Below are 25,684 nucleotides of genomic sequence, written 5' to 3' on the forward strand. Positions count from 1 at the left end.
TTTCTATTAAGTTAGTTGATTCATCAAGAGGAAAATTCATAAAGATTATGAGAAGACAATTTAACAGACGTAAGTTTTTGATCTACAGTTCTCTAACTTTCGGAAGCAGTTTTTTTCTAAAAGCTTGTGCGAATAATTCCCCAACCACTACAGAGAGTACAGTCGCACCTCCTACTGCTTCACCAGCTGCTGCTACAGCTGGTGACACCATCAAAGTAGGTATTTTGCACTCTCTGAGTGGTACGATGTCTATTAGTGAAAAAAGTGTTGTTGATGCTGAAAAATTAGCAATTAAAGAAATCAACGCTGCTGGTGGTGTCTTAGGTAAACAAATTGAAGCAATTACCGAAGATGGTGCTTCTAACTGGGATACTTTTAGAGAAAAGGCAACTAAGCTAATAGATCAAGATAAAGTCGCTGTAGTTTTTGGTTGTTGGACTTCTGCTAGTCGTAAAAATGTCAAGCCAGTATTCGAGAGCAAAAATCATATGCTCTGGTATCCTGTGCAGTATGAAGGACAAGAGTGTTCTAAAAATATTTTCTACACTGGTGCAGCACCAAATCAACAAATTGAACCATCTGTTGATTGGCTGTTAAAAAATAAGGGCAAAGAATTCTTTTTAGTTGGCTCTGACTATGTTTTTCCCCGCACTGCTAACACAATTATTAAAGCCCAATTAGAAGCTTTAGGCGGAAAAACAGTTGGTGAAGATTATTTACCTCTTGGCAATACAGAAGTTACGCCTATCATTACGAAAATCAAACAAAATTTGCCCAATGGTGGCGTGATTTATAACACCCTGAATGGTGATAGTAATGTTGCTTTCTTCAAACAATTAAAAGGGGCTGGATTGACACCAGATAAATATCCCTCTATGTCTGTCAGTATTGCCGAAGAAGAAGTCAAAGCAATTGGCGTAGAGTATCTCAAAGGTCATTACGCTGCTTGGAACTATTTCCAAACAGTAGACACACCTGCTAACAAAAAGTTTGTTGCCGCTTTCAAGAAAGAGTATGGTGAAAATCGCGTGACAAATGACCCAATGGAAGCGGCATATATTGCAGTTTATTTGTGGAAGCAAGCAGTACAAAAAGCTGGGACTACAGACATAGCTAAAGTCAGTGCTGCGGCTTACGGTCAAACTCTAGATGCGCCTGAAGGTAAAGTGACAATGGATGCCAATCATCACATCTCTAAAATTGTGCGGATTGGTCAAGTTAGGCAAGATGGTTTGTTTGATATTGTCTATGCTACTCCTGCACCAGTTGAGCCAGTTCCTTGGAATCAATTTGTAAAAGAGACTAAAGGATTTGCTTGTGATTGGACTGACCCAGCGAAGGGTGGTAAGTACAAGAAAGTTTAAATAATTGTCATTAGTCATTAGTCATTTGTCATTTGTCATTGTTTAATAGTTACAAGCAACAAAGGATAAAGCCATAACCCACCTTCTTAGAGGTTGTTTAAAAAGTCCTTGGCTGTGATTTTAGCACTTGTTGATCCCCCCCTAACCCCCCTTAAAAAGGGGGGGAACCCGGATCAAAGTCCCCCTTCTTAAGGGGGATTTAGGGAGATCTAGAATGTTTTATTACTGAGAAGAAAACTTTTCAAACATCCTCTAATAACAAGAAGTTAATATGTAGGAAAAAAAGTGTTAGCAGGATTTTTAGAAGCTGTATTCAATGGCATTAGTATTGGTGCTGTATTATTAATTGCTGCATTAGGATTAGCAATTATTTTTGGATTGATGGGTGTCATTAATATGGCACATGGTGAGTTGATGATGTTTGGGGCTTATACAACTTATGTTGTACAAAATGTCTGCAAGCAATTGGGTGGAGTATGGTTTGAAGTCTATATATTTTTGGCTTTGATTATCGCTTTTATTTTCACGGCTACTGTGGGATTAATTCTAGAAAAAGGCGTGATTCGTTATCTCTATGGACGACCTCTAGAAACTCTTTTGGCAACTTGGGGAGTAAGTTTGATTTTTCAACAGTTTGTTCGCAGCGTGAATTGGTTATTGATAATTGGTATAGGCTTATTTTCTCTGTTATTTTTTGGAGGTTTATGGATTTTAAATTCTCGCACTGATTTGGGAAGAGTTCGTAACTGGATTGTGGCGGTAATATTTTTACTATCGCTGGGAGTGACAATCACAACAGGCAATTTATTGAGTCAAACTTATCAGCTAGCAGTAACTCAACCTTGGTTTGGCGCTCAAAATGTGGATGTAACAGCGCCTACTTGGTTACAAGCGGGGATATCTTTGGGTGGTGTGCAATTTCCCTTTGCTAGGTTATTTATTATTGCTTTAACAATAATCTGTGTGTCGGGAATTTATTTATTTTTACAGCGTTCTAGCTGGGGTTTAAGAATTCGGGCGGTGACGCAAAACCGGAGTATGAGTGCTTGTTTGGGTATCCCAACTCAAAAGGTTGATGCGATTACTTTTGCATTGGGTTCTGGTTTGGCTGGTGTGGCTGGATGTGCGATTAGTTTGCTTGGTTCTGTGGGGCCAAATACGGGACAAAACTATATTATTGATACTTTTATGGTTGTTGTGGTTGGGGGTGTGGGGAATTTAGCCGGGACGATTGTGGCTGCTTTGGGTATTGGTACGGCTAATTTTTTAATTGGTTCTGGGACTTTGGCTTTGTTGTTGAGTCCTGTTAAGCCTTTGGCTGATTTGTTTACTTTTTTTGCAACGACGAGTATGGCTAAGGTGTTGGTATTTGCGCTGATTATTGTGTTTTTACAGTGGAAGCCTTGGGGGATTTTTCCGCAGAAGGGACGTACTGTTGATGTTTAACGAACCGCAGAGACGCAGAGGACGCAGAGAATGAGAAAGAGGGGAGGAGGGTTATTAATTGAGGTGGGGGTGGTGATTGCGATCGCACTCTTCCTTATAATTGTTATGCCACTGGTGCTTTCGGAGTTTCGCCTAAATTTGTTGGGGCGATTTTTGTCACTGGCGATCGTGGCTTTGGGTATCGATTTGATTTGGGGGTATACTGGTTTATTGAGTTTGGGACATGGTATTTTCTTTGGTTTGGGTGGATATGCGATCGCAATGTACCTAAAACTTCAAGTCCCGACTGGTGAATTGCCTGACTTTATGGGACTTTATGGGGTTACTGAACTTCCCGCCTTTTGGCAACCTTTTTATTCTTTTCCTTTGACAATAGCTTTTGTGGTACTAATTCCAGGGTTATTGGCGGGATTATTGGGATATTTAGTTTTCCGAAATCGCCTCAAGGGTGTTTATTTTTCTATCTTGACTCAAGCGGGAACTATTGTATTTTTCAACTTCTTTAACGGTCAACAACAATTTTTCAACGGTACAAACGGACTGATAGATTTTACAACTTTGTTTGGGGCAACGGTCAGCGATGCCAAAACGCAGTTTGTTTTCTACACGCTGACGGTAGTGTTTCTCGCAGCCACCTACGGGATTTGTCGCTGGTTGACAACTGGACGCTTTGGGAGATTGTTGATAGCGATTCGTGATGATGAAAGTCGGGTAAGATTTTCTGGCTATGACCCTACAGATTTTAAGGTGTTGGTGTTTGCAGTTTCAGGTGCGATCGCAGGTATAGCAGGAGCATTCTACACCATTCAAAGTGGTTCAGTCTCACCCAGAGCAATGGATATTGCCTTTTCCATTGAAATGGTGATTTGGGTAGCGGTAGGCGGACGCGCTACTTTAATTGGCGCAATTGTCGGAACTTTGTTAGTCAATTATGCCCGCACTTTTTTAAGTGAACAATTTGCTGAAATCTGGCTATTTTTCCAAGGCGCATTATTTTTGATAGTCGTCACAGTGCTTCCTGACGGTATCGTGGGATGGTTGCGTAGCCAGAATATTTCTCTTTTCCACCGCCGTCAAGAAATTTCCACATATCCCACCTTGGAAGAAGACCCCGAAGTGCAACATGAACGCGAAAATATTGGAAACTGAAAATGTAACTGTTAGTTTTGATGGTTTTAAGGCTTTAAACCAGCTTAACTTTAGTATGGATATGGGTGAATTACGAGTAGTAATTGGCCCTAATGGTGCGGGAAAGACAACATTTCTGGATGTAATTACCGGGAAAGTTCAGCCAACAGTAGGGCGAGTTTTATTTAAAGGAAGAAACCTACGTTCTTTACCTGAATATAAAATTGCCCGATTGGGAATTGGACGCAAGTTTCAAACACCCCGAATTTACCTAAATTTAACGCCCCGTGAAAATCTAGAAATTACCAGTAACAAGAAAAAAAATGTCTTTTCTACTTTGTTTGAACATTCTAATGCTATTGAAAAAAATAATATTAAAGGATTATTAGAAACCATTGGTTTAACGCCAAAAGCCGATATCAGAGCAGGTTTACTTTCTCACGGAGAAAAGCAACGTTTAGAAATTGGGATGTTAGTAGCACAGTCACCTGATTTATTACTAGTTGATGAACCAGTTGCGGGTTTAACAGATGAAGAAACCTATAACATTGGTGAATTACTTTTAGCATTAGCACAAAGTCATTCAATTTTAGTAATTGAACACGATATGGAATTTGTACGTCAAATTGCTAAGAAAGTAACAGTGCTACATGAAGGTTCGGTGTTGTGCGAAGGTAATTTTGAGGAAGTGCAAAATGACTCTCGTGTTATTGAGGTTTATTTGGGAAAACAGGAAGAATGAAAAACGCGATTCCACTTTCTATTCACCTGGTAATCCTGGTCGCTTTGCGCTATTAAATACCTGCTCTACTGTTAGTACCCATTCAGGAATTACCACTGATTCCATGCAAGTAGCACCTGTAAATACCTTATCCTCATACTGTCCCTCCACCCACTGACAAATAGTAATTTGTTGCATTTGCGGGTCAACAATCCAATACTCTAATATTTCCCTAGCAGCATACTCCGTCCGCTTGTAGCGATAATCACGAACACTGTTTGCTGTTCCCGGAGAAACAATTTCAATCACTAGCGCAGGCGGCGGCATATCACGAGTGAGGGTAGCACGAGTAGCACCGATAAGGGCAGCATAAGATTCTTCTGTGTGAATCATTAAGTCAGGTAAACGACATCTCGCCCGTCGCCCCGCCACCTCAATTTCTGTATCCTTGTAAGCAACTAAATAAAATGGGAAATGTTTTAGTAGTTCAACGAATAAAAATCTTCCTAAATTGCTATTTTCCTGGCTTTCTGGTGGCATCTCAACTAATTCTCCATCCACCAACTCATAGCGCGTGTCTGTACCATCGTCATAGGTAAGATACTCCTCAAAGGTTAGCAGTTTTTGGGTTTTCGTCATTTGCTTTACCTTCTTACCTTAGACAGACTATCACATACTGTAGATATACTATAGTCACAAGCTTAGTGTATGAGGAAATATGAGGTTTAATGTAACAGTTGATCGTGATGAAGATGGTGCATGGATTGTAGAGTGCCCCAGTATTCCGGGTTGTGTGAGTCAAGGTCAGACTAAGAAAGAAGCACTAGAAAATATCAAAGATGCAATAGCTGCTTGTCTACAAGTTCGTGCCGAGCGCGGTTTGCCACTTACGATAGAGACTCACCAAGTAGAGGTTGTGGCTTAGTTATGGCCTCTGCTATTCCTGTTCTTAACGGACGTGAAGTTGTTCGTGTGTTTGAGTCATTTGGTTGGGAAGTTGCACGCCAAAGTGGAAGCCATATAATTCTGGTTAAAGAAGGAGAGCGCGAAAGGAACGTTGCGAAGTTTGATTCGCACTGCGGGGCTTACAGTGAGCGAGTTTGTTTCTGCAATTTGAGTGGATTATGACCTTATCATATTGAGGTTATTGAACAAAAGCATAACAAATAAATCTTTCTTTTTGCCTCTGCGTGAAATTTTAATATCTACGTAATTTCTAATGCTAAAAATATCTAATCTTAACGTTTACTACGGCGAAAGCCACATTCTCCGCAATGTAGATTTAAGCGTACCATCTGGGCAAATGGTCTGCCTGATTGGACGCAATGGTGTAGGTAAATCTACATTACTCAAAACAATTATGGGTTTACTTAAACCCCGTAGTGGAACAATTAATTTAGCTGGAGAATTAATCAACTCAAAATTTCCCGACCAAAGGGCGAAGTTGGGAATTGGTTATGTCCCCCAAGGACGAGAGATTATCCCCCGATTGACAGTTAAAGAAAATCTGCTGTTGGGGTTGGAAGCCAGACGCAAGCCAGTTAAAAAAGCAGAAATTCCAGAGGAAGTTTTTAGCTTATTCCCGGTGTTAAAAACTATGCTTTCGCGGATGGGTGGTGATTTGAGTGGGGGACAGCAGCAACAATTAGCGATCGCACGTGCTTTAATGGGAGAACCTCAATTACTCGTCTTAGATGAACCCACTGAAGGTATTCAACCCTCCATCATCCTAGAAATTGAAGCCGCAGTCCGTCGTATTGTCGAAACCACTGGTATTTCGGTTTTATTGGTAGAGCAACATTTACACTTTGTCCGTCAAGCTGATTATTATTACGCCATGCAAAAAGGTGGTATTGTCGCCTCCGGTTCCACAGCCGAACTCAGCCAAGATGTGATTCAACGCTTCTTAGCTGTTTAATTTGGGAGATGTCTATATCAATAGTGTCAGAAGCAATCAATTCTGTTGCTTCTTGTAAAAGCTCATGCTGTTCTTTTTGAATTGCTTCTAAGCGACTAGAAATTTCTACTAATCGTTGTTGCTTATTGGTTTGAAGATTTTCAGGTACTAAAGTAGGCAAATTATCAGTTGTTTTAGTAGCTGTAATTTTTTGAATCCCAAAACTGCCAACTTTAGCTAAGGATAGAAAACTAACTTTAATCAAAGCCAGAAGTAATTTTATCGGAACTTGGAGTATTGACCAACTAGCTGTTTCAATTAAACGGACAATTGCTTTGATGATGCTCCAAAGCAAGGCAAGTGCAAACAGCAAAATCACTATACTAATAATTGGGTGATTAGTCGCCCAACCTAGTATTTGAACTAACCGAAAAAATATCGGGTGTTGTGTCAGCCAATCATTTGTAGAAGATGCGATCGCATCTTTAACTACGCCCGATGTTGTACTCTTAAATTGCTGCGCTGTTTGCAAACTTTGTTCTAAACTTGTCGTAAGTGTATCAATTGCTCTATCAGTTGTTGTAGTTGCTGTTGCTTTCAAAGAGTCCCCAACTTGTTGTGCTGAGTTACTTAGAGAGTTAACGCTTTCGCCTACATAATCTTTCGCATTTTGTAAGCGTTGCAAAACTCCGTTAGGTAAATGTATGTCTATTTGAGATGCCATAAAACATTTCACCGAGGTTGAAATCTAACCCGTAACCCATCTTTAGGACGATTAGTGGGAACAGCAACTACTTCTAAACTTTGATTGGGTAATATCTCCCAATGATAACTACGTAGAAGATGAGCAGCAACAATCTTCATTTCCATTTTGGCAAAAGCTATGCCAATACAAATGCGTGGACCACCGCCAAAACCAACTAAACTAAAAGGATATTTTTTGTGTTCTTGCCGTTGAGGACTAAAACGGTCTGGGTTAAAGAGTTCTGGCTCAGAATATATTTCTTCAATTTGGTGAGTAACTCCAATTGAGTAGTATAACTGCCAACCAGCAGGAATGTGATAACCTTTAAACTCAAAGTCTTTAATCACACCACGAAACCCACCTCCGACAGGTTGATGCAATCTTTCAACTTCCCATAAAACCTGCTCTAAGAGCTTGTCATGTAACAACCTTGCCTCTTTTGAGCTAGAAATGCCTTCTCAGTAAGCTTTCTAGATAATAAATTGTAAAAGTTGTTTCTTGACAGGCTCTAAATAGGGCATTTTACCCAATTGTTCTAAATCTAAATCACCTTGACTTGCAAGTTGCAATTGTTCAACTCTTGCTTTTGCGAGTACTTCTGGATGACGGGCTAACTCTGTACATAACCAAGTCAGCATCGAAGTAGTAGTTTCATGTCCAGCGAAGAGTAACAGCACCGCTTGGGCAATGATTTCTTTTTCACTTAGGCTGTTACCATCTTCATCTTTAGCTTTTATCAACAGGCTGATGGTATCTTGAGTTGGGTTTTGCTGACGTTCTCTGACAACTTGAGTGAGATGCTCTAAAATCTGATTACGAGCCGCTATAGCTTTACCAAATGTCGTAAATGGTAATGGCAACGGATTAATAACAAATAGCCCATTCGTCAAGGTTGTAAATAACTGACTAAGGCGTACACATTCCGGCCCAGGATGCGTACCTAGCAATAATTGACTGGCAATATCAAATGTTAGCTGTTTAAACTCTTGGAACCAAGTAAACTCCTGTTTTTTCTCCCACTTTTGGAGATAGCCGCGCGTAATATCTTCCATTGCGGAGACATAATTTACCAATGCTGGACCATGCAATGCCGGCATCATCAAGCGGCGGTTTCTGCGGTGTTCCTCTCCATCTTGGAGAAAAAGCGATTCACCGAGTAATGTCTTGAAATTATTAGGCCATCCCTCGCGCCAAGAAAAATTCTCGATATGGCTTGACAAAACGAACTCTAATGCCTCCGGCCCTGCCATTACTACAGTAGGTCTGCCAAGAAGATGGGTTTTGAAGATGGGCCCATACTGGCGATAACGCTTTTTGGCAAAATCGCGGTCGAAAACGAAGGAGAGTGTTTCACCTAATACAGGCAAACCAAAGCTTCCAGGAGGAATTTGATTACTTTTCATTCTCTCTAACTCGAAGCACTAGTATAAAATCGTAACGCAAACCGCCAAAACCAAGTAGAAGCGAAAAACAACGCTATGGCTAATATTGCCGCACCTATTAACCAGCTAATCTCACTCCGACCCAGCAACACTTGTGCTGGTACTGTAGTTAAAAAAGTAACTGGTATCACAAAGGTGAAGAAAAAGCGGTAAGCCGTGGGATATGCAGCTATGGGATATCGTCCAGCTTCTAATAAACCATGCAATACATCAGTAGCGTTGTATATTTTTACAAACCAGATACTCATTGCTCCCAGCATAAACCACAGGCTGTATAAAATCACGAAGCTGAACAATAACGGCAGCACACCAAGTAGATAGCCGTTTATCCCTACACCAAGGCGTTTACCTGCATAGCCAATGATAATACTACCAAAAATTAGATCCGGCAGTCCCCAAGGGGAAAGGGTATGAGTCGAAAGCCAAAACTGGCTGCGGATAGGTTTTAATAATATAAAGTCCAAAGTGCCTTCTTGGACATGGCGGACAATGCGATTCAAGTTAGACGCGAGAAAAGTCGCAGAAAATCCTTGTAATAAGGTAAAAATTCCTAAAACTACTAAAGCTGCTTCCCATGACCAACCACTAAAAGTATAGCCAGTGCGGTAAAACAAGAATAGTCCAAAGAGACTACCCGCAAGATTTCCCAAGCTGGTGAGGGTCGCAATGAAAAAATTAATCCGATACTCTAACTCAGATGCGATCGCAGCACCCCAAAATAGTCTTAGTACTTTCAAATATCTTTGCATCTTGCACCTTTAACCCAAAATGTGCCATCTGTCACTAAAATTTTCAAGATTACACAAGAACTTTACGTAAATTTAATATTACTTTTTATTCAGGAAAATTGCTAAACGTTAAGATGTTGTGGATATATTATTGAAAACTAAAAAATTCTAATGCATTTAAATTTACCAGACCTAATTACAAAAATTGGCTACTTTGGGGTATGGGCAATTATCTTCGCTGAATCTGGCTTGCTAGTTGGTTTTTTTCTGCCAGGAGATAGTTTGTTATTTACTGCTGGATTTCTCGCATCTCTTCCGAAATCAGGGTTTAACATTTGGGTTCTGATTTTTGGTGCTTTTGTTTGTGCAGTCCTTGGTGATAATGTTGGCTACGCTACAGGACATAAATTTGGCAGAAAATTATTTCAGAAAGAAGATTCATGGTTGTTTCATAAAAAACACTTGGTAAAAACCCAGGATTTTTATCATAAACATGGCAAAAAAACACTAGTTTTGGCCAGGTTTACACCGATAATTCGCACTTTTGCGCCGATTGTGGCTGGACTTGGTGCGATGCACTACCGAACATTTATGTCTTACAACTTAATTGGTGGCTTTCTTTGGACATTTGGCATCACTCTATTAGGGTTTTTCTTAGGAAAGTCTCTGCCACCTGAACAAGTAGATAAATATTTACTACCAATTATTGGATTAATTATAGTTGTTTCTTTAGTGCCATCAATGGTTCATGTAATCCAAGAAAATAGAGCAAATAAAAGTTAAAATATTTTTCGTAATTTATGGAGATTGGAATAAATTAATTTTGAATTTGGAACCAAGCGACATGACTTACTTAAATATTAACCTCTATCTATTAATAGAAAATCTCCTCTTTTTTGTAATTGCCACACTTTTTATTGTAGTTGTGAACTGGGGGTGGAAACACACAAAGCCTTATACTCTACCTTTACCATTTCCCGGTTGGTATAAAATCTGGTTTGGCTCAGTGCAACTACTAGGAGGATTGCTGCCCTTAGTAGTGATGCTATTGTGGGGTGTATGGTGGGGCGATCGCACTGTGTTGACTGTGCTTGGTTGGTATTTTATTATCTTAGGGTTGCAAATTATCTCTGAGATAGTAACACTCAGGCAGTTGCAAAATGTAGTGTGGGTAATGGTTCCTTATATATACTTGCCTTACCGCTTCTGGCAGCTATATGAAGGTTTAACACTTTTGGATTCTAAAAGTGAGTTGGTATGGGTACGATATTTATTGATTTTTGAATTGGTATTATGGATTGTTAACTACGTTATAGATGTGTCTCAATTACCACGGCTGTTTCGCTGGGAAGTAGAATCAAACTCTGATCTTAGTTAGGGATTAATCGCAGAATTAGCCATTTTTATCAAAGAAGTGCGATCGCCTGCTTTTAACCCAACAACATATTGCACACCCTGTTGTCTCCAAGTCAAGGTAGCATCTGAGCAATTAGCACCACAGGTAAAATCCACAAAATAGCCAGTAATACCCTTAGCTAAAGATACAGCTTTACCACTAAGACGGGGAGTTTTGCGGGTTACTGCTTCAGCAGAAATCACACCTAGACGACAAGCAGTTCCACCACTACAATCAGGACTGAAACCGAGTAAAATCTCGTAGTTTTTTTGTGTAGCAGCTTCTATAATTGCGTAAATTCGATTTTCTCCATCTGATTCAGGAATAAACTTCGGTAACAGAACCCGAATCTGAGTCTTTTGCTTTAATTTAGGCAAAATAGATTTAAAAACTGAGTGTACCTGGGTTTTACCCTGGCTTTGCGCTATTAGTTGGGACTGGTTATTTATAGTAGCTATAGCTGGTTTATGAAAGCTGCTAACACTGACTAATACAAATACGCCACATACAACACTGATATAACTGATGCTTGAAATCATCTTTGAAAACCTATTTCGTCTAAAAAAGGAGTTAGGAATAAATACAGCAGATTGCAAGTAAGTGAGGTAAAAAATGTAGAACTCAAAATTCAGATATAAAGAGTTTCTAACTCTGCCTCAAAACCCGTAGCTTTATACTTTATGTAAAAGAAAACTGCTGTAACTCCTAACTCCTCAGTTATAACTCTTAACTCCTAAGTCGTAACTTTTTACAACGCACAAGTCAACTCGCCAGCTTTTTGACTAAAGCGGTGATTCTCCCGATAATCTACGGGACAATCTATTACGGCGGGCACATCTTGAGCGAGGGCTTCTTTGAGTGTGGGAATCAAATCTAAAGCCGATTCAACTCGGTAGCCTTTTAAACCCATGCTTTCGGCAAATTTGACAAAATCAGGATTGCTAAAATGCACAAAAGATGAGTTTCCTTTGCCAAATTGATTTTCTTGCTTCCATTCAATTAATCCATAGCCACCATCATTGAAAATTATGGTGACAAAAGGCGTACCGACACGTAAAGCTGTTTCTAATTCCTGAGAATTCATCATAAAACCGCCATCACCTGTTACAGCAACGACTTTGCGCTTAGGATGAACGAGTTTTGCTGCTAAAGCGCCAGGAATGGCAATACCCATAGCCGCGAAGCCGTTGGAAATTATGCAAGTATTGGGACTGTGGCAATGATAATGACGGGCCATCCACATTTTATGTGCACCAACATCAGAGATGACGATATCATCTGGGCCCATCACTTTGCGTAAGTCATAAATTAACTTTTGCGGCTTAATGGGAAATCCGTCATCATTAGCATATTGTTCGTAATCAGCCCGAATCTCTGATCTTAAGCTAATGGCAAAAGGATCGGGTTTACCTTGTCTATCTGCTAATTTTAAAATTTCATAGAGGGAATCTGAAATATCTCCCACGACTTCAGCGTTAGGAATATAACTACTATCAATTTCCGCCGGACTTACCCCAATATGCACAATCGGAATTTCACCATTCCGATTCCATTTTTTCGGGGAAAACTCAATTAAATCATAGCCGATCGCAATTACTAAGTCTGTGTTGTCAAAGGCACAGGTAATAAAGTCTCTTTGCTGTAATCCCACTGACCACAAAGCCAGTTGATGTGTGTAGGGAATCACGCCTTTACCCATGAAGGTATTAGCAACAGGTATATTCAGCAAGGTAGCAAATTGGGTGACGGCATCACTAGCATGAGCGCGAATTGCCCCATTTCCGACTAAGATTAATGGGTTAACTGCTTGGCAAATTGCGGCTGCTGCTGCCCGAATGCTAGCAAAAGAGGCATAAGTTTTTTCGCTATTATCCTTACGTAAAGGTTTGCCTTCAACAGGCATAGCAGCAATATTTTCTGGTAAATCGATGTGAACTGCACCAGGTTTTTCAGATTGCGATCGCTTAAATGCTTTCCGTACTACTTCTGGTGTAATACTCGGTCGCACAATCTGCTTATTCCACTTAGTAACAGGTGCAAACATTGCCACCAAATCTAAATATTGATGGGATTCGATGTGCATTCTATCTGTTCCCACTTGACCAGTAATTGCCACTAAAGGCGCACCATCGAGGTTAGCATCTGCGACCCCAGTCATCAAGTTGGTTGCCCCAGGGCCAAGAGTAGAAAGACACACCCCAGCTTTTCCGGTTAAGCGTCCGTAGACATCCGCCATGAATGCTGCACCCTGTTCATGACGAGTTGTAATAAATTTAATTGAAGAATGTTTTAGCGCTTCCAAAACGTGAAGATTTTCTTCACCGGGAAGTCCAAAAATATATTGCACTCCTTCATTTTCTAGGCACTGCACCAATAACTCTGCTGTATTCATTTTATTTCCCGACAACTCTATTAACGAATAAGACTTTTGTTCTTTGTCATTAGTCATTTGTCCTTTGATCAATGACTAATGACTAATGACCAATGACCAATGACAAATGACTCATGACTAATCACTTCACCCACACGGTTTTCACATTGACAAACTCATGTATACCTTGGATACTCAATTCTCTGCCATATCCAGAACGCTTGATGCCACCAAAGGGCAACCGAGGATCGGATTTGACCATACTGTTGATAAATACGGCACCTGCTTCGATTTCTGCAACTAAGCGATCGCATTCTTGGTCATTTGTTGTCCAAGCGCTTGCACCTAATCCAAAGGGGCTGTCATTAGCGAGTTTAATGGCAGCATCGATATCAGGAACCCGGAATAACAAGGCTACTGGACCAAAGAATTCTTCTTTTGCAATTGCTGCTTCCGGCGGGATATCTATGATAATCGTTGGCGGATAAAAGTTCCCTGGACGATCTGATAAAGGATGTCCGCCGGTGAGGACTTTTCCACCACTTTTGGTAGCAGCTTGCACTTGTTGATCTAAATCCTGGAGAATACCAGGTGTTGCCAGTGGCCCTAAATCCGTATCCGGTTCCATAGGATCGCCTACTTTTAGCGCCTCGAATTTTTCTAAAAGCAATTTTTCAAATTGATCTGCGATCGCTTCTGCGACAATAAAACGTTTCGCTGCAATACATGATTGCCCGTTATTCAACATCCGTGCTGTAGTAGCTGTGACAACTGCTGTCTCTAAGTCAGCACTTTCTAACACAATAAATGGATCGCTTCCTCCCAATTCCAAAACGGTTTTTTTAATTTGTTTGCCGGCGGCGACAGCGAGGGATATGCCTGCTGGTTCGCTTCCGGTTAAGGTGGCAGCTTTTACGCGGTCATCAGCCATTAAATCGGCAACTTTGGCAGCGCCTATTAATAGAGTTTGAAACGCACCTTCAGGAAAACCTGCGCGTCGGATAATATCTTCAATTGCCAAGGCACACTGCGGTACGTTGGAAGCGTGTTTGAGTAAGCCGACATTTCCCGCCATTAGTGCTGGTGCAGCAAAGCGGAACACTTGCCAAAAGGGGAAATTCCACGGCATCACCGCGAGAATTGCACCCATTGGTTGATAACGTACAAAACTCTGGCTGGCATCAGTTTTTACACTGACATCAGCCAAAAAACTAGGGGCGTGTTCGGCATAATAGCGACAGACGGCGGCGCATTTTTCGACTTCTGCGATCGCAGCTTTAAATGGCTTACCCATTTCTAGAGTCATTAACTTAGCAAATTCTGCTTTGTCTTGCTCTAAAATATCAGCAGCCTTTTGTAGCCATTGCGATCGCTCAGAAAAATCAGTCTGACGATACTTTTCAAAAGCCTGATTGGCCAAATCGAGTTTAGCAACAATTTCTGTATCATTGAGCGCCTCAAAGGTCTTGAGCGTCTCCCCACTGGCGGGATTGATGGTAGCGATCGCCATTACCTGACCTCCCGTTAAAAAATAGCTTCAGGTAGGCTTCCTAGTGTTACACAGATCAATTCTGGAAGCTACACCCAAATTTTAGTCTTTTAAGCAAAAATTAGTCGCTTAGTATTACAATTTTTCAATTATCTTTGAAACAAAATATACCAATTGCTTAAGTATTAATAGTGATAAATTCTAGACCAATTCGCGGACATAAGTCTAAAATGCGGCATTCCTCCGTGAAGTTAGAAACCCACACTGATATAACGGTACAGTGTGGGTAGTTCACAAAGTGCTAATTACGATTAAACAACCACAAAATTGTTTTTGGTTAGTGATAATCCAGATGATAGTTGTGCAAATTTTACCTGGGTAAATGCACCCGCACTGCCATCAAGGTCAAAGTACAGTCCACCTTTAATATTGTCATAAATAAATCGTTGATTGCTTGTGGTTGCAGATGTTCCGATGGTAAACTGATTTGCTTCTAGTGAAGGTATTGATAACCCACCACCAAAACTAAGAGCCGATATTTGAATCACATCATTAGTCGCGTTGAAGTCATAAATAGTATCAACGCCTACATTGAAAATCTTGAACAAAGTATCAAAAACAAAGGTATCATTACCATCCCCTCCATAAAGGGTATCATTACCACTCCCACCGATGAGGATATCATTGCCATCGCCACCTATGAGGATGTTATTTCCTGAGGCGCTAAGGGCGGAGAGAATATCATTGCCATCGCCACCATCAAGTAGATTATCACCTGATGAAAAGTCAATATTTATGGTGTCGTCCCCAGCACCACCGTTGAGGGTGTTATTTCCTAAGGTAATAATACCTGCGTAATCATAGCTGTATCCGCTAGTCGAGGCAGAGAGATAATCATTGCCATCGCCACCATTGAGTAGATTATCGCCTTCTGAAAAATCAGCAAGCAAGGTATCGTTACCAGCGCCACCGTTGAGGGTATTATTACCAGATGTGACAATCGATCCGGAGTCAAAGTCAAACAAGCCAGAAGCCGAGAGAAAATCATTGCCATCCCCCCCAGAAAGAAGGTTATTAGCTGATGAAGATGAATAATCAGCACGCAAGGAATCGTCACCAGCACCACCATTGAGAGTGTTATTGCCAGACGTATAGCCCGCTAAATAGCTTCCGTAGTTGCCGCGCCCTTGCAATGCGCCAGAGGTGGAGAGAAAATCATTGCCATCGCCCCCATCCAGTAGGTTATCGCCTGTTGGATAATCAGCACTCAAGGTATCATCACCAGTACCACCAATGAGGGTATTATTTCCCGTACCACCCCTCAAAAGGTCGTTTCCACTCTTGCCGTCAATGATGTCATTACCCCCCTGACCATTGATAACATCATCTGAGTTATCAAAACCTTTGACATTGTTGTTTAGGTCGTTAAGGAAAGTAACTGTGTTCTTGTTGAAAATAGTACTTTGGGTGGAGTTAGCATTGAAAACATCAAAGCTGTCCGTGATGTTAGTTTGCCCACCAAACAGGATATTACCGACTTGGGCTAAATTGTCTAAGTTTTCCAGGGCAAAGTTTTGCAGGATTATTTTGGAATAAAACTCCGTTTGAAAAGTGATTTCTAAGTTATTACCATTTTGAGTTAATAGCAGACTTCTGGCAGTGAAGCTAAAATCATCTTGAAATTGCAAGGTGTCTAAGGAGGCGAGCGTCGCATCTGATGGGTTTGAGCCTTTACCAATGCCACCAAAATCGGTGATGGTAATGGTACTATCGCCCCTATAATCATACTCTAAAATAAATTTATCCTTGCCGCCGCCACCAGTCATCAACATATTGTAAAGATTCCCATTTTGACGACCAAAATAACCATAGAACGTGTCATTCCCATTGCCACCATCTAAGGTATCCCCCGCATCACCAATGAGAATATCATTGCCATCGCCCCCAGAGAGTAAATTCTTGGCTATTGGATAGTAATAGTAATTATCATTGATTTCTCCAATGAGAGTATCATCGCCCACACCACCAATGAGAGTATCATTCCCCGCACTACCCCTTAAAAGGTCGTTGCCACTCTTGCCGTCAATGATGTCATCACCGTCTTGACCATTGATGACATCATCTGAGTTGTCAAAACCGTTGACATTATTATCTAGGTCGTTAAGGAACGTGACTGTGTTCTTGTTGAATATGGTGGTTTGGGTAGAGTTGGCATTGAAGACATCAAAGCTGTCAGTAATGCTAGTTTGCCCATCAAATAGAATATTGCCCAAATCTACAGTAGCACCAGTAGATTTGCTGAGGTTTTCCAGGTTTTCCAGGGCAAAGTTTCGCAGGATGATGACTGTGCCCCTAAAAAAGTTCGTTGCAAAGGTGATTTCCAGATTGCTGTCATTCTGGGTAAGCACCATATTTCGGGCAGTCAAGTCAACACCTTGGAATTTGATTGTATCCACTTTGGCAATAGCTGCTGCTGTTGGGCTTGTTGTTTTACCTACCCCACCAAAATCAGTGATGGTATCTGTGCCGTCACCTTCGTTGTAAACAAATATATCTTTGCCACCACCACCAGTTAAGGTGTCGAAGTCCTCTTTGCCTGTGATAGTATCGTCCCCCGTTAGACCGTTAATCGTGTCGGCGCTGTTAGTGCCTAGTAGGGTATCATTACCGTTGGTTCCAATGATATTTGCCATAGCTTTCCTTAATTGATTTGTTCAGTAAATTCAGTTCTAAAGTTGCTATTCGTGATGTTTTTGGGCACAAATAGTCGCCGAATTCTGATGCTTTAGTCAAGATAATATTACTTAGGTATCTATGTTTAAATACGCATCTTTGCATATTCTTCACATTATTTGTAGAAAAATGTATATGTAAATACTGAGCTTGATGTATTCTTCATATCTTTCTAGTTTTTAGGCAATCAGAAAGCAGAAAACAGTAGGCAAATGTTTTAAGAAATGATTTGAACAAGGTATGAGGCAGATATTCTTTAAGTTTTGCTTTGTTAGGTTTGCTAAATAATCTGTGCCTCAATCCCCCATGCCAAATAGCTAAAGATTAATAAATGGATTAATTATTGTTGGCACTGGCTGCAATTTTGTTTGATAAACCTTAACTAATCGATCAATACCTTTGAAACGATAGTCTCCCATTTCCTGGAAATCTTCAGGCAGTGAAAGCATTTTATGAGTGGCTTGACTAATTACGCATTCACTAGGAGGACAAACTGCTTCCATGCGAGCCGCAAGATTAATCGTCGCGCCTAATGCCGTATAATCTACCCTTTGGGAACTACCGACATCTCCCACAACGGCCTTACCGCTATTGATCGCAATCCGTAATTGCAGGGGTTCGTGCCAAAAACCATTGGCGTTTAAATGTTCGAGGCGAGTGAGCATTCCTTTGGCAGCAGTAACAGCGCGATCGGCGTGATCTGCTTGCGGTTCTGGAGCGCCAAAAAATGCCATAATACAATCGCCAATATACTTATCTAAAGTGCCGCCGCAAGTAAACACTTCTTTGAGCATTTCTTCAAATAAATTATTTAATAGTTGAGCGATCGCAGTTGGTGTTAACCGTTCAGAAATTGCTGTAAAACCCACTAAATCTGCAAATAAGATACTGATTTCGCTCTCGGCTGGTGCTAAACGACCACCCGGTAATCCGCCTACAGATATCAACTGCTGCACAACTGCTGGAGAATGATAGCGTTCTAATCGGTGACGAATCATCTCTTCAGTTTTGAGTTTCTCTACTAGTAGCCAACGCTGCACACTCGAAGCTACAAGGTTTGCTAAAGCCGAAAAAAAGCTGAGTTCTTCCTCGCCTTCATTTGCCCAATGGTAAGAAGAAAGATTGGCATCAGCATAGAGTACGCCTACAACTTTATTTTCATCCCATAAAGGCACTGCCATCGCGCTACGAATGCCTTTGACTAAAATACTCTGTTCACTAGCAAACCGTTCATCCTGATGGGTATCGGCGGTTTGAATCACAACTTTTTCTTCAAATACCTTTTGACAGATACTCCGACTGATCCAACTTCCATCTGAGGGGAGATGTTTTTGTTGGGAAATATTTCTTGTAGCAGCGTTCACTAACTCTAATTGACCGCAACCATTAACATCAATTAACAGTGCCAAGCGATCGATACTATCAAGGTAACGAAAAACTACTTGCTGCACTTGAGAAAAAATTTCTTCTATAGATGCCGCCGCACAGAGATTTTTCGCTATGTCTACTAAGTCTTTGAGACGGGCAATGGTTTTGTCCTTATTGCTGATATTCCCATCCTTGCTATCAGCTGCAATCCATTGCTGTTGTAATTGTTCGACATTGTGCAGAATTGTTCTCTGCTCGTTATTTTCCGAACTTGCCTGATACTCAGGTATCGATTGATCAACAGCGCTTGTGAGCATTACTACCAGGCTAACATTGCCCAACCAAACGATATCACCATGATGCAACTCTTGGGGACAGTTAATCAGATATTTATTGACTTGCGTCCCGTTTTTGCTGCCTAGATCCTCAATAGTCCACACACCGTCTGCTGTTTTCAGCAGGCGAGCATGGTTGCGGGAGACTCCAGCAAAAGGTAAGTACAAGTTACATTCCGGCAAACGACCAATTGTAAATGTACCTTGATCGACTGCGATCGTTGTCTCCGTTTCTCCCTCTTTTAGGCGTAGCGTGAGTTCAGTCATGAGTGTGATCCATCAAAGCTAGAGGTGCAAGCAACTCTCAGGTAAGTTCTACCCTACAGGTTAACCTTCGCCTTTTCTTTATGACACTGTTAACTGCATTCCGACAACTGTATGTGACAGATGTTACATTGAATCAGGCTATTTTGCTGGAGGTTTGTAGGACTTCCGCAAAATATCTGTCAAACGATTTCCTCTATAAGCAGTTGATTTAATTAGGCGGTAGTTCCAAACTCATTTCACCTAATAACCCCTTACGAAAATCTGTTAAAAGTTGCCTTGCAGCACGCTCTACATCACCTTTGTAACGATGCTCTGCCAAGGCGTGTAAATAAGTATCTCCGGTGTCTGAGGTCGAATCGAGTTGGTAGCGGGACTGTAATGGTTTCCTCGGTAACAAATCTGTAGTTACGGCTTCCAAGTAGTTGAATAAATCCACCAAGGCTGCTGCTACTAGCTGATTATCGTAAGATGCTTCGCCGATATCATCACAAATGGCTAATTTCAATGCTGCATCTTGGTCTTCCAACCTTAGAGGGATGACACCAGGAGCATCTAACAATTCCAAATGTTCGGAAATTCGCACCCAGCGCAATTGGCGAGTTACCCCAGGACGGGCCGCACTTTCCACTACTCGCCGTCCTAAAAGGCGGTTAATCAAAGCTGATTTACCAACATTGGGAAAACCAATTACCACAGCCCGGACTGGACGAGGTAACATTCCGCGATCGCTTCTTCTTTGATTTAGTTCTACTCCGGCCGCTTGCGCTGCCCGCGCCACTTCTGCTATACCTTTACCATGTTGAGCGTTGGTAAAATAAGGGACTTCCCCTTGACGTTTAAACCAATCTATCCACAGCGATCGCATTTGCGGCGTAATCATATCTACTCGGTTAAGTATCAATACCCGTGTCTTACCCTCTACCCACTCACCTATTTGGGGATGATGAGTCGCTAAGGGAATTCGGGCATCTCGTACCTCAAATACCACATCTACACGCTTCAGCTGTTCTTTTAGCTTTTTTTCCGCTTTCGCAATGTGACCTGGATACCATTGAATTACGTTTAATCTATAGTTTTGAGTTATAGCCATTTTTTTATTTGTCCTTTGTCATTTGTCATTTGTCATTAGTCATTTGTCCAAAACCAGTGACTAATGACTCTCTGTAGTAGCAGCTTGATGTAAAATCAGACGATTGCCATCAGGGTCATAGGCATAAATTTCTCTGCCGTGGGAAGCAGTAGAAATATTCCCTGGTGGAGGATAGCCTAAAGCTGTTAGGTGAGTGATCGCATCTTTTAAGTTACTCACTTCTAAACACAAACTTATCTTACTTTTGGCGTAGACACCAAGTGGGCTGTCGTTAGACATCGCTTCAAATTCCGATTCGTTTGTCTTTTTGGGTTTAAAAATACCTAATTGCATACCAACCAAATTAAACTCAGCATAGACATTCGGAATCAAAATAACTGCTTTTTGCTCCAGAAATTTAGTATAAAAATCTACTAATTTATCGAAATTAACCGATCCTATGGTGACAAATGCGTTAGTGTACTCGAAAACCATATTTGCCTATTACCTGATCCCAACATCTTATTTTGGCTAAGGTATAGTAACTAAACTGAGAACTTTTAGTAAATATTGTGTCAACGTAAACGCATCTACACCCAATTCAGTCCGCTCTTGGGCGGCTATTATCCCGGCTTGTGAATGCCACCAAGCGGCAGTTGCCACAATATCTTCTACAGAAATCTGTTTAGTTGCGGCTTGTGCCAACAATCCACCTAATAGCCCAGTTAATACGTCACCGCTACCTCCACGTGCCAGAGCGGGTGTGCTTTCACTAATCATCCAAATGCCACCTTGAGGGTTTGCGATCGCAGTTCTCGCCCCTTTCAATAACACCACCGCCCCACTTTTTAAGGCTGCTTCTTGTGCTGCTTTCACTGTGTCATGTTTATTAGCATCGGCGATATCAGGAAACAATCGCTGGAATTCGCCAGTATGGGGTGTGAGTACAGTTATGGCAAGACGTTTTTTTAAAGTGGCGATCGCTCCCATTTGTGCCAAAATATTTAAACCATCAGCATCGAGAATCAAAGGGCGATCGCTTTCTATGACCTCTTGCACAATGGGAGTAGCATCTCGTGTTAAACCGGGGCCACAAGCGATCGCATTAAAGGAAGTCAGATCGGTTTTGTCGGGTAATTGCAATTGAGCGATCGCTCCACTTTCCGTCTCTGGACAACCGACAATTAGCGCTTCTGGCAAGTGCGACACCAAAAGAGATTTTAGCGATTCGGGTACAGCAATAGAAAGCATCCCTACACCACTAGCCCTAGCACCCAAACCAGTTAAAATTGCTCCACCTGCATAGCGCCGCGAACCGCAAATCAGGAGTAAATGTCCTTCCTTATATTTGTGGGTAACTGGTGGGCGAGGTAAGGGTAAAGTAGCGAGTGCCGTTGCTGGTGTAATCCGTTTAATGCTGGGTGCATCTTTGAGAACAGCTTCTACATCAGCTAAAGGAATATCAAAATCGATTAACTCAGCTTTGCCAACATATTCCAGCGCCCGATCTTGGAAGAAAGCTAGTTTCCATAAACCCAAGCAAAAAGTGTGAGTGGCGCGAATGGCAGTTCCTAATACAATGCCAGTGTCGGTGTGTAAACCTGAAGGTAAATCAATACTATAAATCGGCACAGACAATTCATTTAACTGATTAATTGCAGAGGCAATAGGATCAGTCAGATTTCTTTCTAAACCAAACCCAAACAAGCCATCAATCAACAAATCAGAATCTGGCAGATGCTCAATTGCTTGATAAATTGGAATGCCCAAACTCTGAGCATACTGCAAGTGCTGCGAAGTTAATTCCTTAAACTTAGAGAAAGGAGAATAAATCCAAACCTCATACCCACGAAAGTGCAATTCACGGGCTACTACTAAAGCATCCCCACCATTATGACCAGGGCCGACAAGAATTCCAACACGAGATCCCACCGTTTGCAGCAACCCTTTTTTACAGGGAATTGAGGGAATCTCTTGAATCCGGCGGGCAACTAATCCCGCCACCTTTTCCATTAAAGCTACTACAGGCATTCCTGCTGCAAAGATCCGATCTTCAATATCGCGCATCTGCCCAGCAGTCACTATTACTTGTGAAATTTTTTCTTGCCTTTGCATCAGCCCTAAGTCCTATTAGTGATCGCGGGGTATTTAGCCCGTGCTAAATTATAACTTTTGGGTTAATTGAAACTCTAGCAGAAACAGCATTAACTAACGCCAAAATCTTCTCTATTTCTCCTCACTCTGTGTTCTCTGCGCCTCTGCGGTTAATTCATTTCTTGGACAATCCTTAACCGTTACTAATCCATGTATCCCTAGCGCTGTGATTACTCCTCCCAGTAATCCCCAAGTCCCATCAGCAAATACATTGATGCGATGAATGTAGGTGCGATGGTAGGCATACTCTAACTGCCTATCATTAACTTTTCCGACTTCTACTAGGTTAGTCACATAGTTTTCAGCTTTGATTAGTCCTGCATAATCCAGGTTAAACCAATAAAGTGATACTCCCACCACCGCCAACCCAGGAAAAACCAAAGTAATTAAAAGAATTGCTTTGCGCGTGTTCATCCATACCTCCCTCCTTATATACCTGTTCAATGCTGACATAGCAAGAATCTTTGTGTTACAACTTGGCAGATCAATTTGATACATGGAGTGGGTGAATCAAATTTTGGGAATAATCCTCATAGTGTTTGAAAGCATCGTTTTAGTTAGGCTCACGCTATGAGAGCGCGATTTCTAGGTAAAAATTTGATTTTTGGCTGTTTATGTCTTGTATTTTGCTGCATTTTGTGGATTTTTTGGTCATTAATTCCAGTACACGCAACTTCCGCCGGGTCTATTGATACTCTGCGACAACAGCAGCAACAAATGAACCAGCAGCGTCAGAGTGTGGTTAAAGATCGCAATCGCTTAACAAATCTCCAACAAGAGGCCCAAAAACACCTCACTGGTTTAAAGCAAAACCTGCAAACTACAGATAGCTACATTCAAGAGAGCGAATCTCGATTACAACTCGCCACCCAACGCCTCCAACAGTTGGAAGCTGATTTAGCTGTAGCACAACGTTCCTACGAGGAGCGACAAATAGCAACAGTAGCACGATTGCGTTATCTCCAGCGATCGCCTGCATCTGTTGGCTGGGCAGTTTTGCTCCAAAGTGAAAATATCAGCGATTTTATTAGTCGTCGTCATCAGTTGAAGTTAGTGTATCAGGCAGACGAGCAAATTTTGGTGAAACTCAACGCCCAAGCAAACCTGATAAATCAACAAAAAACGGGCATAGAACAACAAAAAAACGAAATTGCCTTGATTCGTGAGCAATTGCTGGCACAAAAAGCCGGTTATCAAACTCAGGCGGAGTCACAATCAGAATTGATTCAACGCCTCAATAGCGATCGCCTAGCCTTGGAAGCAGCACAAAATCAGCTAGAAAGGGAATCGAAAAATCTCGAAGTTTTGATTCAACAAAAAGTAGCAGAAGCCAGCTCCTCAGAAGAAGCCCAAACAAAAACCAACAGCCGTACAAATATCATCATCCGGGGAACTGGTGTAATGACATATCCCAGCGATGCTCCTACTAGCAGTCCCTTTGGCTGGCGGATACACCCTATTCTTGGCTATCGTCGCTTTCACGCCGGCTTAGATTTTGCCGCTAGCTATGGCAGTAAAATTCGGGCAGCTGATTCAGGAAAAGTAATTTTTGCTGGGTGGTATGGTGGCTATGGCAGAGCAGTAATTATCAACCACGGCAATGGTCTGACGACACTCTACGGTCATACCAGCGAGTTGTATGTCACCGAAGGACAAGCAGTTGAACGCGGACAAGCGATCGGTGCTGTCGGTTCCACAGGTTTCTCAACTGGCCCCCACCTCCACTTTGAAGTGCGTCGCAATGGTACACCAGTTAACCCCACTGATTATCTTTAAGTCATTGCCAATTCAACCGCAAATCTGAGCGCAGATGTGCTAGAATCGAAAATAATGAGGGCGCGTAGCTCAGTGGATAGAGCAACAGATTCCGGTTCTGTGGGTCGGGGGTTCAAATCCCTCCGCGCTCGTTACCTTTACAAGACTAACCACAAAATCGAGAGGTCATTTTCTCTCACGGGATAAAACCAATCTACCCTATGAGACAGAATTGCAACGGATAGCTATAAAAACCCATAAAAATTGGGTAGCTTTATCGCGCATCTTTGGACTTTACCTGGGGTTGCACTTAGAGGTGCAAGATATGAGATTCCTTTCAGCGCTAAATTTACCAATGGCTAAGAGGACAGATTCAATAATTTCAAGCAGTGCTTCAGCCCTTACTACAAGCCAATCATTCTGGAAAAATGAATGACGAGTAGCTTATAACTTTAAGGCTGAATTCCAGGGCAAACGCATCTAAATTACTCTTGATCGTAACGAAAGTTAAGAACCAACGAAAAAATCTTTCCTTTCGCGTTTGATTATTTTTTAAGCCCCAAGGCGATGCCTGCGGCAGGCTACGCCAACGCCTAAACTTTTCGCAATATTTAATGACATTAGTTTTAACTCTGTTGAGAGTATGCTTTGCTTATTGACATTATGCGGTCGCCCTAGGCTGAATTCCCTATCTGGCGAATTTCGCTCGGAAAAATTAAATACGTGAAAGCTTACCTTCTAAATATGAGTTTCCAAACTTATCGACAATTTTAGCTGCCTTCTAAATATTTTTTAAGTGAGCGTACCATCTCTCTAATTACATCGCTCTTTGTTCGCTGCATTTTATCACAATATTCCTCCAAAATGATTTTCTCCTCCAGCGACAACTGAATCGTTAAATTAGCAGCGTTTTTTCTGGGCATTGTCATTGACTTTTAATTACTTTTCAATTACTATTACATAAAAATTCTATTGGATGCAAAGATAATCCTAAGATTAGGATAGCGCATTCAAATTTGCTCCCATTAGAGTAAATACCTGCTAACCTATACGGTGGATATTTATCCATATAATTAGGGGTTTTGGGTAACAGATTACTCTATTTATTCCTTATTCAGAGGTAATTTAGAAAACAAACATTCAATTTAATTAGGCTGCTTTAGGCGCAATGGGAGGTGTAATTACTGGACTAATTCAAGAATATATATTTGCCCCTTAACACACCGCTATTAATGTTGCTTTATACTGCATTAATGTAGTCTAAAACTTAAGATGT

Annotated in this window: 23 protein-coding genes, 1 tRNA gene and 1 pseudogene; 11 read left to right on the forward strand and 14 right to left on the reverse strand. The window is 41.4% G+C overall.

The window, feature by feature from the left end; all coding sequences use genetic code 11:
* Positions 1 to 47: 47 nt before the first annotated feature.
* The 4 genes from urtA to urtD all read left to right on the forward strand — a co-directional run bounded on the left by urtA (position 48) and on the right by urtD (position 4,680).
* Positions 48 to 1,364, forward strand: coding sequence for an urea ABC transporter substrate-binding protein (urtA, locus tag V7K69_RS04460; RefSeq protein ID WP_335031803.1), 1,317 nt, complete (start codon positions 48 to 50; stop codon positions 1,362 to 1,364).
* Between the two features lie 285 nt (positions 1,365 to 1,649).
* Entirely contained in the window at positions 1,650 to 2,810 is a 1,161-nt protein-coding gene (gene urtB / locus V7K69_RS04465; protein ID WP_335031805.1) for an urea ABC transporter permease subunit UrtB, read from the forward strand.
* 30 nt (positions 2,811 to 2,840) lie between these two features.
* Positions 2,841 to 3,959, forward strand: coding sequence for an urea ABC transporter permease subunit UrtC (urtC, locus tag V7K69_RS04470; protein ID WP_335031807.1), 1,119 nt, complete (start codon positions 2,841 to 2,843; stop codon positions 3,957 to 3,959).
* Complete coding sequence (gene urtD, locus V7K69_RS04475) at positions 3,934 to 4,680, forward strand: urea ABC transporter ATP-binding protein UrtD (RefSeq protein ID WP_335031810.1); 747 nt, start codon at positions 3,934 to 3,936, stop codon at positions 4,678 to 4,680. The genes urtC and urtD overlap by 26 nt, the downstream gene beginning before the upstream one ends.
* Positions 4,681 to 4,698: 18 nt before the next feature.
* On the opposite strand, the gene V7K69_RS04480 is transcribed toward urtD, so the two are convergent.
* On the reverse strand, positions 4,699 to 5,298 hold the full coding sequence (locus V7K69_RS04480; protein WP_335031812.1) for a Uma2 family endonuclease: 600 nt from the start codon (positions 5,296 to 5,298) through the stop codon (positions 4,699 to 4,701).
* Between the two features lie 79 nt (positions 5,299 to 5,377).
* Between V7K69_RS04480 and V7K69_RS04485 the strand changes: the two genes are divergently transcribed.
* From V7K69_RS04485 to urtE, 3 genes are all read left to right on the forward strand, one after another.
* The gene (locus V7K69_RS04485) at positions 5,378 to 5,584 is read left to right on the forward strand and encodes a type II toxin-antitoxin system HicB family antitoxin (protein WP_094331380.1); all 207 of its coding nucleotides are present in this window, start codon (positions 5,378 to 5,380) and stop codon (positions 5,582 to 5,584) included.
* Positions 5,585 to 5,586: 2 nt separating this feature from the next.
* Complete coding sequence (locus V7K69_RS04490) at positions 5,587 to 5,787, forward strand: type II toxin-antitoxin system HicA family toxin (RefSeq protein WP_335031814.1); 201 nt, start codon at positions 5,587 to 5,589, stop codon at positions 5,785 to 5,787.
* Positions 5,788 to 5,878: 91 nt separating this feature from the next.
* Positions 5,879 to 6,577 carry an urea ABC transporter ATP-binding subunit UrtE gene (urtE, locus tag V7K69_RS04495; protein WP_335031816.1) on the forward strand — a complete coding sequence of 233 codons (699 nt, stop codon included), beginning with the start codon at positions 5,879 to 5,881 and terminating at the stop codon, positions 6,575 to 6,577.
* On the opposite strand, the gene V7K69_RS04500 is transcribed toward urtE, so the two are convergent.
* The 3 genes and pseudogenes from V7K69_RS04500 to V7K69_RS04515 all read right to left on the reverse strand — a co-directional run bounded on the left by V7K69_RS04500 (position 6,540) and on the right by V7K69_RS04515 (position 9,492).
* Positions 6,540 to 7,280: a hypothetical protein gene (locus V7K69_RS04500; protein WP_335031818.1), complete on the reverse strand. Its 741-nt coding sequence runs from the start codon at positions 7,278 to 7,280 to the stop codon at positions 6,540 to 6,542. The genes urtE and V7K69_RS04500 overlap by 38 nt on opposite strands.
* An 8-nt stretch (positions 7,281 to 7,288) precedes the next feature.
* A pseudogene (locus V7K69_RS04510) lies at positions 7,289 to 8,704 on the reverse strand (cytochrome P450).
* A 5-nt stretch (positions 8,705 to 8,709) separates the two neighbouring features.
* Positions 8,710 to 9,492: an ABC transporter permease gene (locus V7K69_RS04515; protein ID WP_335031824.1), complete on the reverse strand. Its 783-nt coding sequence runs from the start codon at positions 9,490 to 9,492 to the stop codon at positions 8,710 to 8,712.
* A 150-nt stretch (positions 9,493 to 9,642) separates the two neighbouring features.
* Between V7K69_RS04515 and V7K69_RS04520 the strand changes: the two genes are divergently transcribed.
* Complete coding sequence (locus V7K69_RS04520) at positions 9,643 to 10,254, forward strand: DedA family protein (RefSeq protein WP_335031826.1); 612 nt, start codon at positions 9,643 to 9,645, stop codon at positions 10,252 to 10,254.
* Positions 10,255 to 10,315: 61 nt separating this feature from the next.
* Positions 10,316 to 10,849, forward strand: a complete 534-nt coding sequence (locus V7K69_RS04525) for a hypothetical protein (RefSeq protein ID WP_335031828.1) — start codon at positions 10,316 to 10,318, stop codon at positions 10,847 to 10,849.
* Here the strand turns inward: V7K69_RS04525 and V7K69_RS04530 are convergent.
* From V7K69_RS04530 to V7K69_RS04570, 9 genes are all read right to left on the reverse strand, one after another.
* On the reverse strand, positions 10,846 to 11,406 hold the full coding sequence (locus V7K69_RS04530; protein ID WP_335031830.1) for a hypothetical protein: 561 nt from the start codon (positions 11,404 to 11,406) through the stop codon (positions 10,846 to 10,848). The two genes, V7K69_RS04525 and V7K69_RS04530, sit on opposite strands and share 4 nt — an antisense overlap.
* 209 nt (positions 11,407 to 11,615) lie before the next feature.
* The gene (locus tag V7K69_RS04535; protein ID WP_335031879.1) at positions 11,616 to 13,259 is read right to left on the reverse strand and encodes an acetolactate synthase large subunit; all 1,644 of its coding nucleotides are present in this window, start codon (positions 13,257 to 13,259) and stop codon (positions 11,616 to 11,618) included.
* Between the two features lie 121 nt (positions 13,260 to 13,380).
* On the reverse strand, positions 13,381 to 14,748 hold the full coding sequence (locus V7K69_RS04540) for an NAD-dependent succinate-semialdehyde dehydrogenase (RefSeq protein WP_335031832.1): 1,368 nt from the start codon (positions 14,746 to 14,748) through the stop codon (positions 13,381 to 13,383).
* A 290-nt stretch (positions 14,749 to 15,038) separates the two neighbouring features.
* Positions 15,039 to 17,420, reverse strand: coding sequence for a beta strand repeat-containing protein (locus V7K69_RS04545; protein WP_335031833.1), 2,382 nt, complete (start codon positions 17,418 to 17,420; stop codon positions 15,039 to 15,041).
* A 357-nt stretch (positions 17,421 to 17,777) separates the two neighbouring features.
* Positions 17,778 to 19,430, reverse strand: coding sequence for an adenylate/guanylate cyclase domain-containing protein (locus tag V7K69_RS04550; protein WP_335031835.1), 1,653 nt, complete (start codon positions 19,428 to 19,430; stop codon positions 17,778 to 17,780).
* 208 nt (positions 19,431 to 19,638) lie between these two features.
* Positions 19,639 to 20,520 carry a ribosome biogenesis GTPase YlqF gene (gene ylqF, locus V7K69_RS04555; protein WP_114081538.1) on the reverse strand — a complete coding sequence of 294 codons (882 nt, stop codon included), beginning with the start codon at positions 20,518 to 20,520 and terminating at the stop codon, positions 19,639 to 19,641.
* Positions 20,521 to 20,580: 60 nt separating this feature from the next.
* Positions 20,581 to 20,994: a VOC family protein gene (locus tag V7K69_RS04560; RefSeq protein ID WP_335031838.1), complete on the reverse strand. Its 414-nt coding sequence runs from the start codon at positions 20,992 to 20,994 to the stop codon at positions 20,581 to 20,583.
* A 36-nt stretch (positions 20,995 to 21,030) separates the two neighbouring features.
* Positions 21,031 to 22,614 (reverse strand): NAD(P)H-hydrate dehydratase, encoded by a 1,584-nt coding sequence (locus tag V7K69_RS04565; protein ID WP_442936116.1) that lies wholly within the window; start codon positions 22,612 to 22,614, stop codon positions 21,031 to 21,033.
* Positions 22,615 to 22,725: 111 nt separating this feature from the next.
* Positions 22,726 to 23,067 (reverse strand): hypothetical protein, encoded by a 342-nt coding sequence (locus V7K69_RS04570; RefSeq protein ID WP_335031840.1) that lies wholly within the window; start codon positions 23,065 to 23,067, stop codon positions 22,726 to 22,728.
* A 156-nt stretch (positions 23,068 to 23,223) separates the two neighbouring features.
* Between V7K69_RS04570 and V7K69_RS04575 the strand changes: the two genes are divergently transcribed.
* On the forward strand, positions 23,224 to 24,429 hold the full coding sequence (locus V7K69_RS04575; RefSeq protein WP_335031842.1) for a murein hydrolase activator EnvC family protein: 1,206 nt from the start codon (positions 23,224 to 23,226) through the stop codon (positions 24,427 to 24,429).
* A 58-nt stretch (positions 24,430 to 24,487) separates the two neighbouring features.
* Positions 24,488 to 24,560 (forward strand) — tRNA-Arg (locus V7K69_RS04580).
* Positions 24,561 to 25,178: 618 nt separating this feature from the next.
* Here the strand turns inward: V7K69_RS04580 and V7K69_RS32885 are convergent.
* A complete protein-coding gene (locus V7K69_RS32885) occupies positions 25,179 to 25,337 on the reverse strand; it encodes a ribbon-helix-helix protein, CopG family (protein ID WP_442936117.1) in 159 nt (52 codons plus the stop codon).
* Between the last annotated feature and the right edge of the window lie 347 nt (positions 25,338 to 25,684).

This window comes from Nostoc sp., assembly GCF_036917775.1.
Taxonomy (GTDB): Bacteria; Cyanobacteriota; Cyanobacteriia; order Cyanobacteriales; family Nostocaceae; genus Nostoc.

Coding starts and splice junctions, on each gene's coding strand:
- urtA (WP_335031803.1), top strand. CDS start 48: ATGAGAAGACAATTTAACAGACGTAAGTTTTTGATCTACAGTTCTCTA.
- urtC (WP_335031807.1), top strand. CDS start 2,841: ATGAGAAAGAGGGGAGGAGGGTTATTAATTGAGGTGGGGGTGGTGATT.
- urtD (WP_335031810.1), top strand. CDS start 3,934: ATGAACGCGAAAATATTGGAAACTGAAAATGTAACTGTTAGTTTTGAT.
- V7K69_RS04480 (WP_335031812.1), bottom strand. CDS start 5,298: ATGACGAAAACCCAAAAACTGCTAACCTTTGAGGAGTATCTTACCTAT.
- V7K69_RS04485 (WP_094331380.1), top strand. CDS start 5,378: ATGAGGTTTAATGTAACAGTTGATCGTGATGAAGATGGTGCATGGATT.
- V7K69_RS04490 (WP_335031814.1), top strand. CDS start 5,587: ATGGCCTCTGCTATTCCTGTTCTTAACGGACGTGAAGTTGTTCGTGTG.
- urtE (WP_335031816.1), top strand. CDS start 5,879: ATGCTAAAAATATCTAATCTTAACGTTTACTACGGCGAAAGCCACATT.
- V7K69_RS04500 (WP_335031818.1), bottom strand. CDS start 7,280: ATGGCATCTCAAATAGACATACATTTACCTAACGGAGTTTTGCAACGC.
- V7K69_RS04515 (WP_335031824.1), bottom strand. CDS start 9,492: ATGCAAAGATATTTGAAAGTACTAAGACTATTTTGGGGTGCTGCGATC.
- V7K69_RS04520 (WP_335031826.1), top strand. CDS start 9,643: ATGCATTTAAATTTACCAGACCTAATTACAAAAATTGGCTACTTTGGG.
- V7K69_RS04525 (WP_335031828.1), top strand. CDS start 10,316: ATGACTTACTTAAATATTAACCTCTATCTATTAATAGAAAATCTCCTC.
- V7K69_RS04530 (WP_335031830.1), bottom strand. CDS start 11,406: ATGATTTCAAGCATCAGTTATATCAGTGTTGTATGTGGCGTATTTGTA.
- V7K69_RS04535 (WP_335031879.1), bottom strand. CDS start 13,259: ATGAATACAGCAGAGTTATTGGTGCAGTGCCTAGAAAATGAAGGAGTG.
- V7K69_RS04540 (WP_335031832.1), bottom strand. CDS start 14,748: ATGGCGATCGCTACCATCAATCCCGCCAGTGGGGAGACGCTCAAGACC.
- V7K69_RS04545 (WP_335031833.1), bottom strand. CDS start 17,420: ATGGCAAATATCATTGGAACCAACGGTAATGATACCCTACTAGGCACT.
- V7K69_RS04550 (WP_335031835.1), bottom strand. CDS start 19,430: ATGACTGAACTCACGCTACGCCTAAAAGAGGGAGAAACGGAGACAACG.
- ylqF (WP_114081538.1), bottom strand. CDS start 20,520: ATGGCTATAACTCAAAACTATAGATTAAACGTAATTCAATGGTATCCA.
- V7K69_RS04560 (WP_335031838.1), bottom strand. CDS start 20,994: ATGGTTTTCGAGTACACTAACGCATTTGTCACCATAGGATCGGTTAAT.
- V7K69_RS04565 (WP_442936116.1), bottom strand. CDS start 22,614: ATGCAAAGGCAAGAAAAAATTTCACAAGTAATAGTGACTGCTGGGCAG.
- V7K69_RS04570 (WP_335031840.1), bottom strand. CDS start 23,067: ATGAACACGCGCAAAGCAATTCTTTTAATTACTTTGGTTTTTCCTGGG.
- V7K69_RS04575 (WP_335031842.1), top strand. CDS start 23,224: ATGAGAGCGCGATTTCTAGGTAAAAATTTGATTTTTGGCTGTTTATGT.
- V7K69_RS32885 (WP_442936117.1), bottom strand. CDS start 25,337: ATGACAATGCCCAGAAAAAACGCTGCTAATTTAACGATTCAGTTGTCG.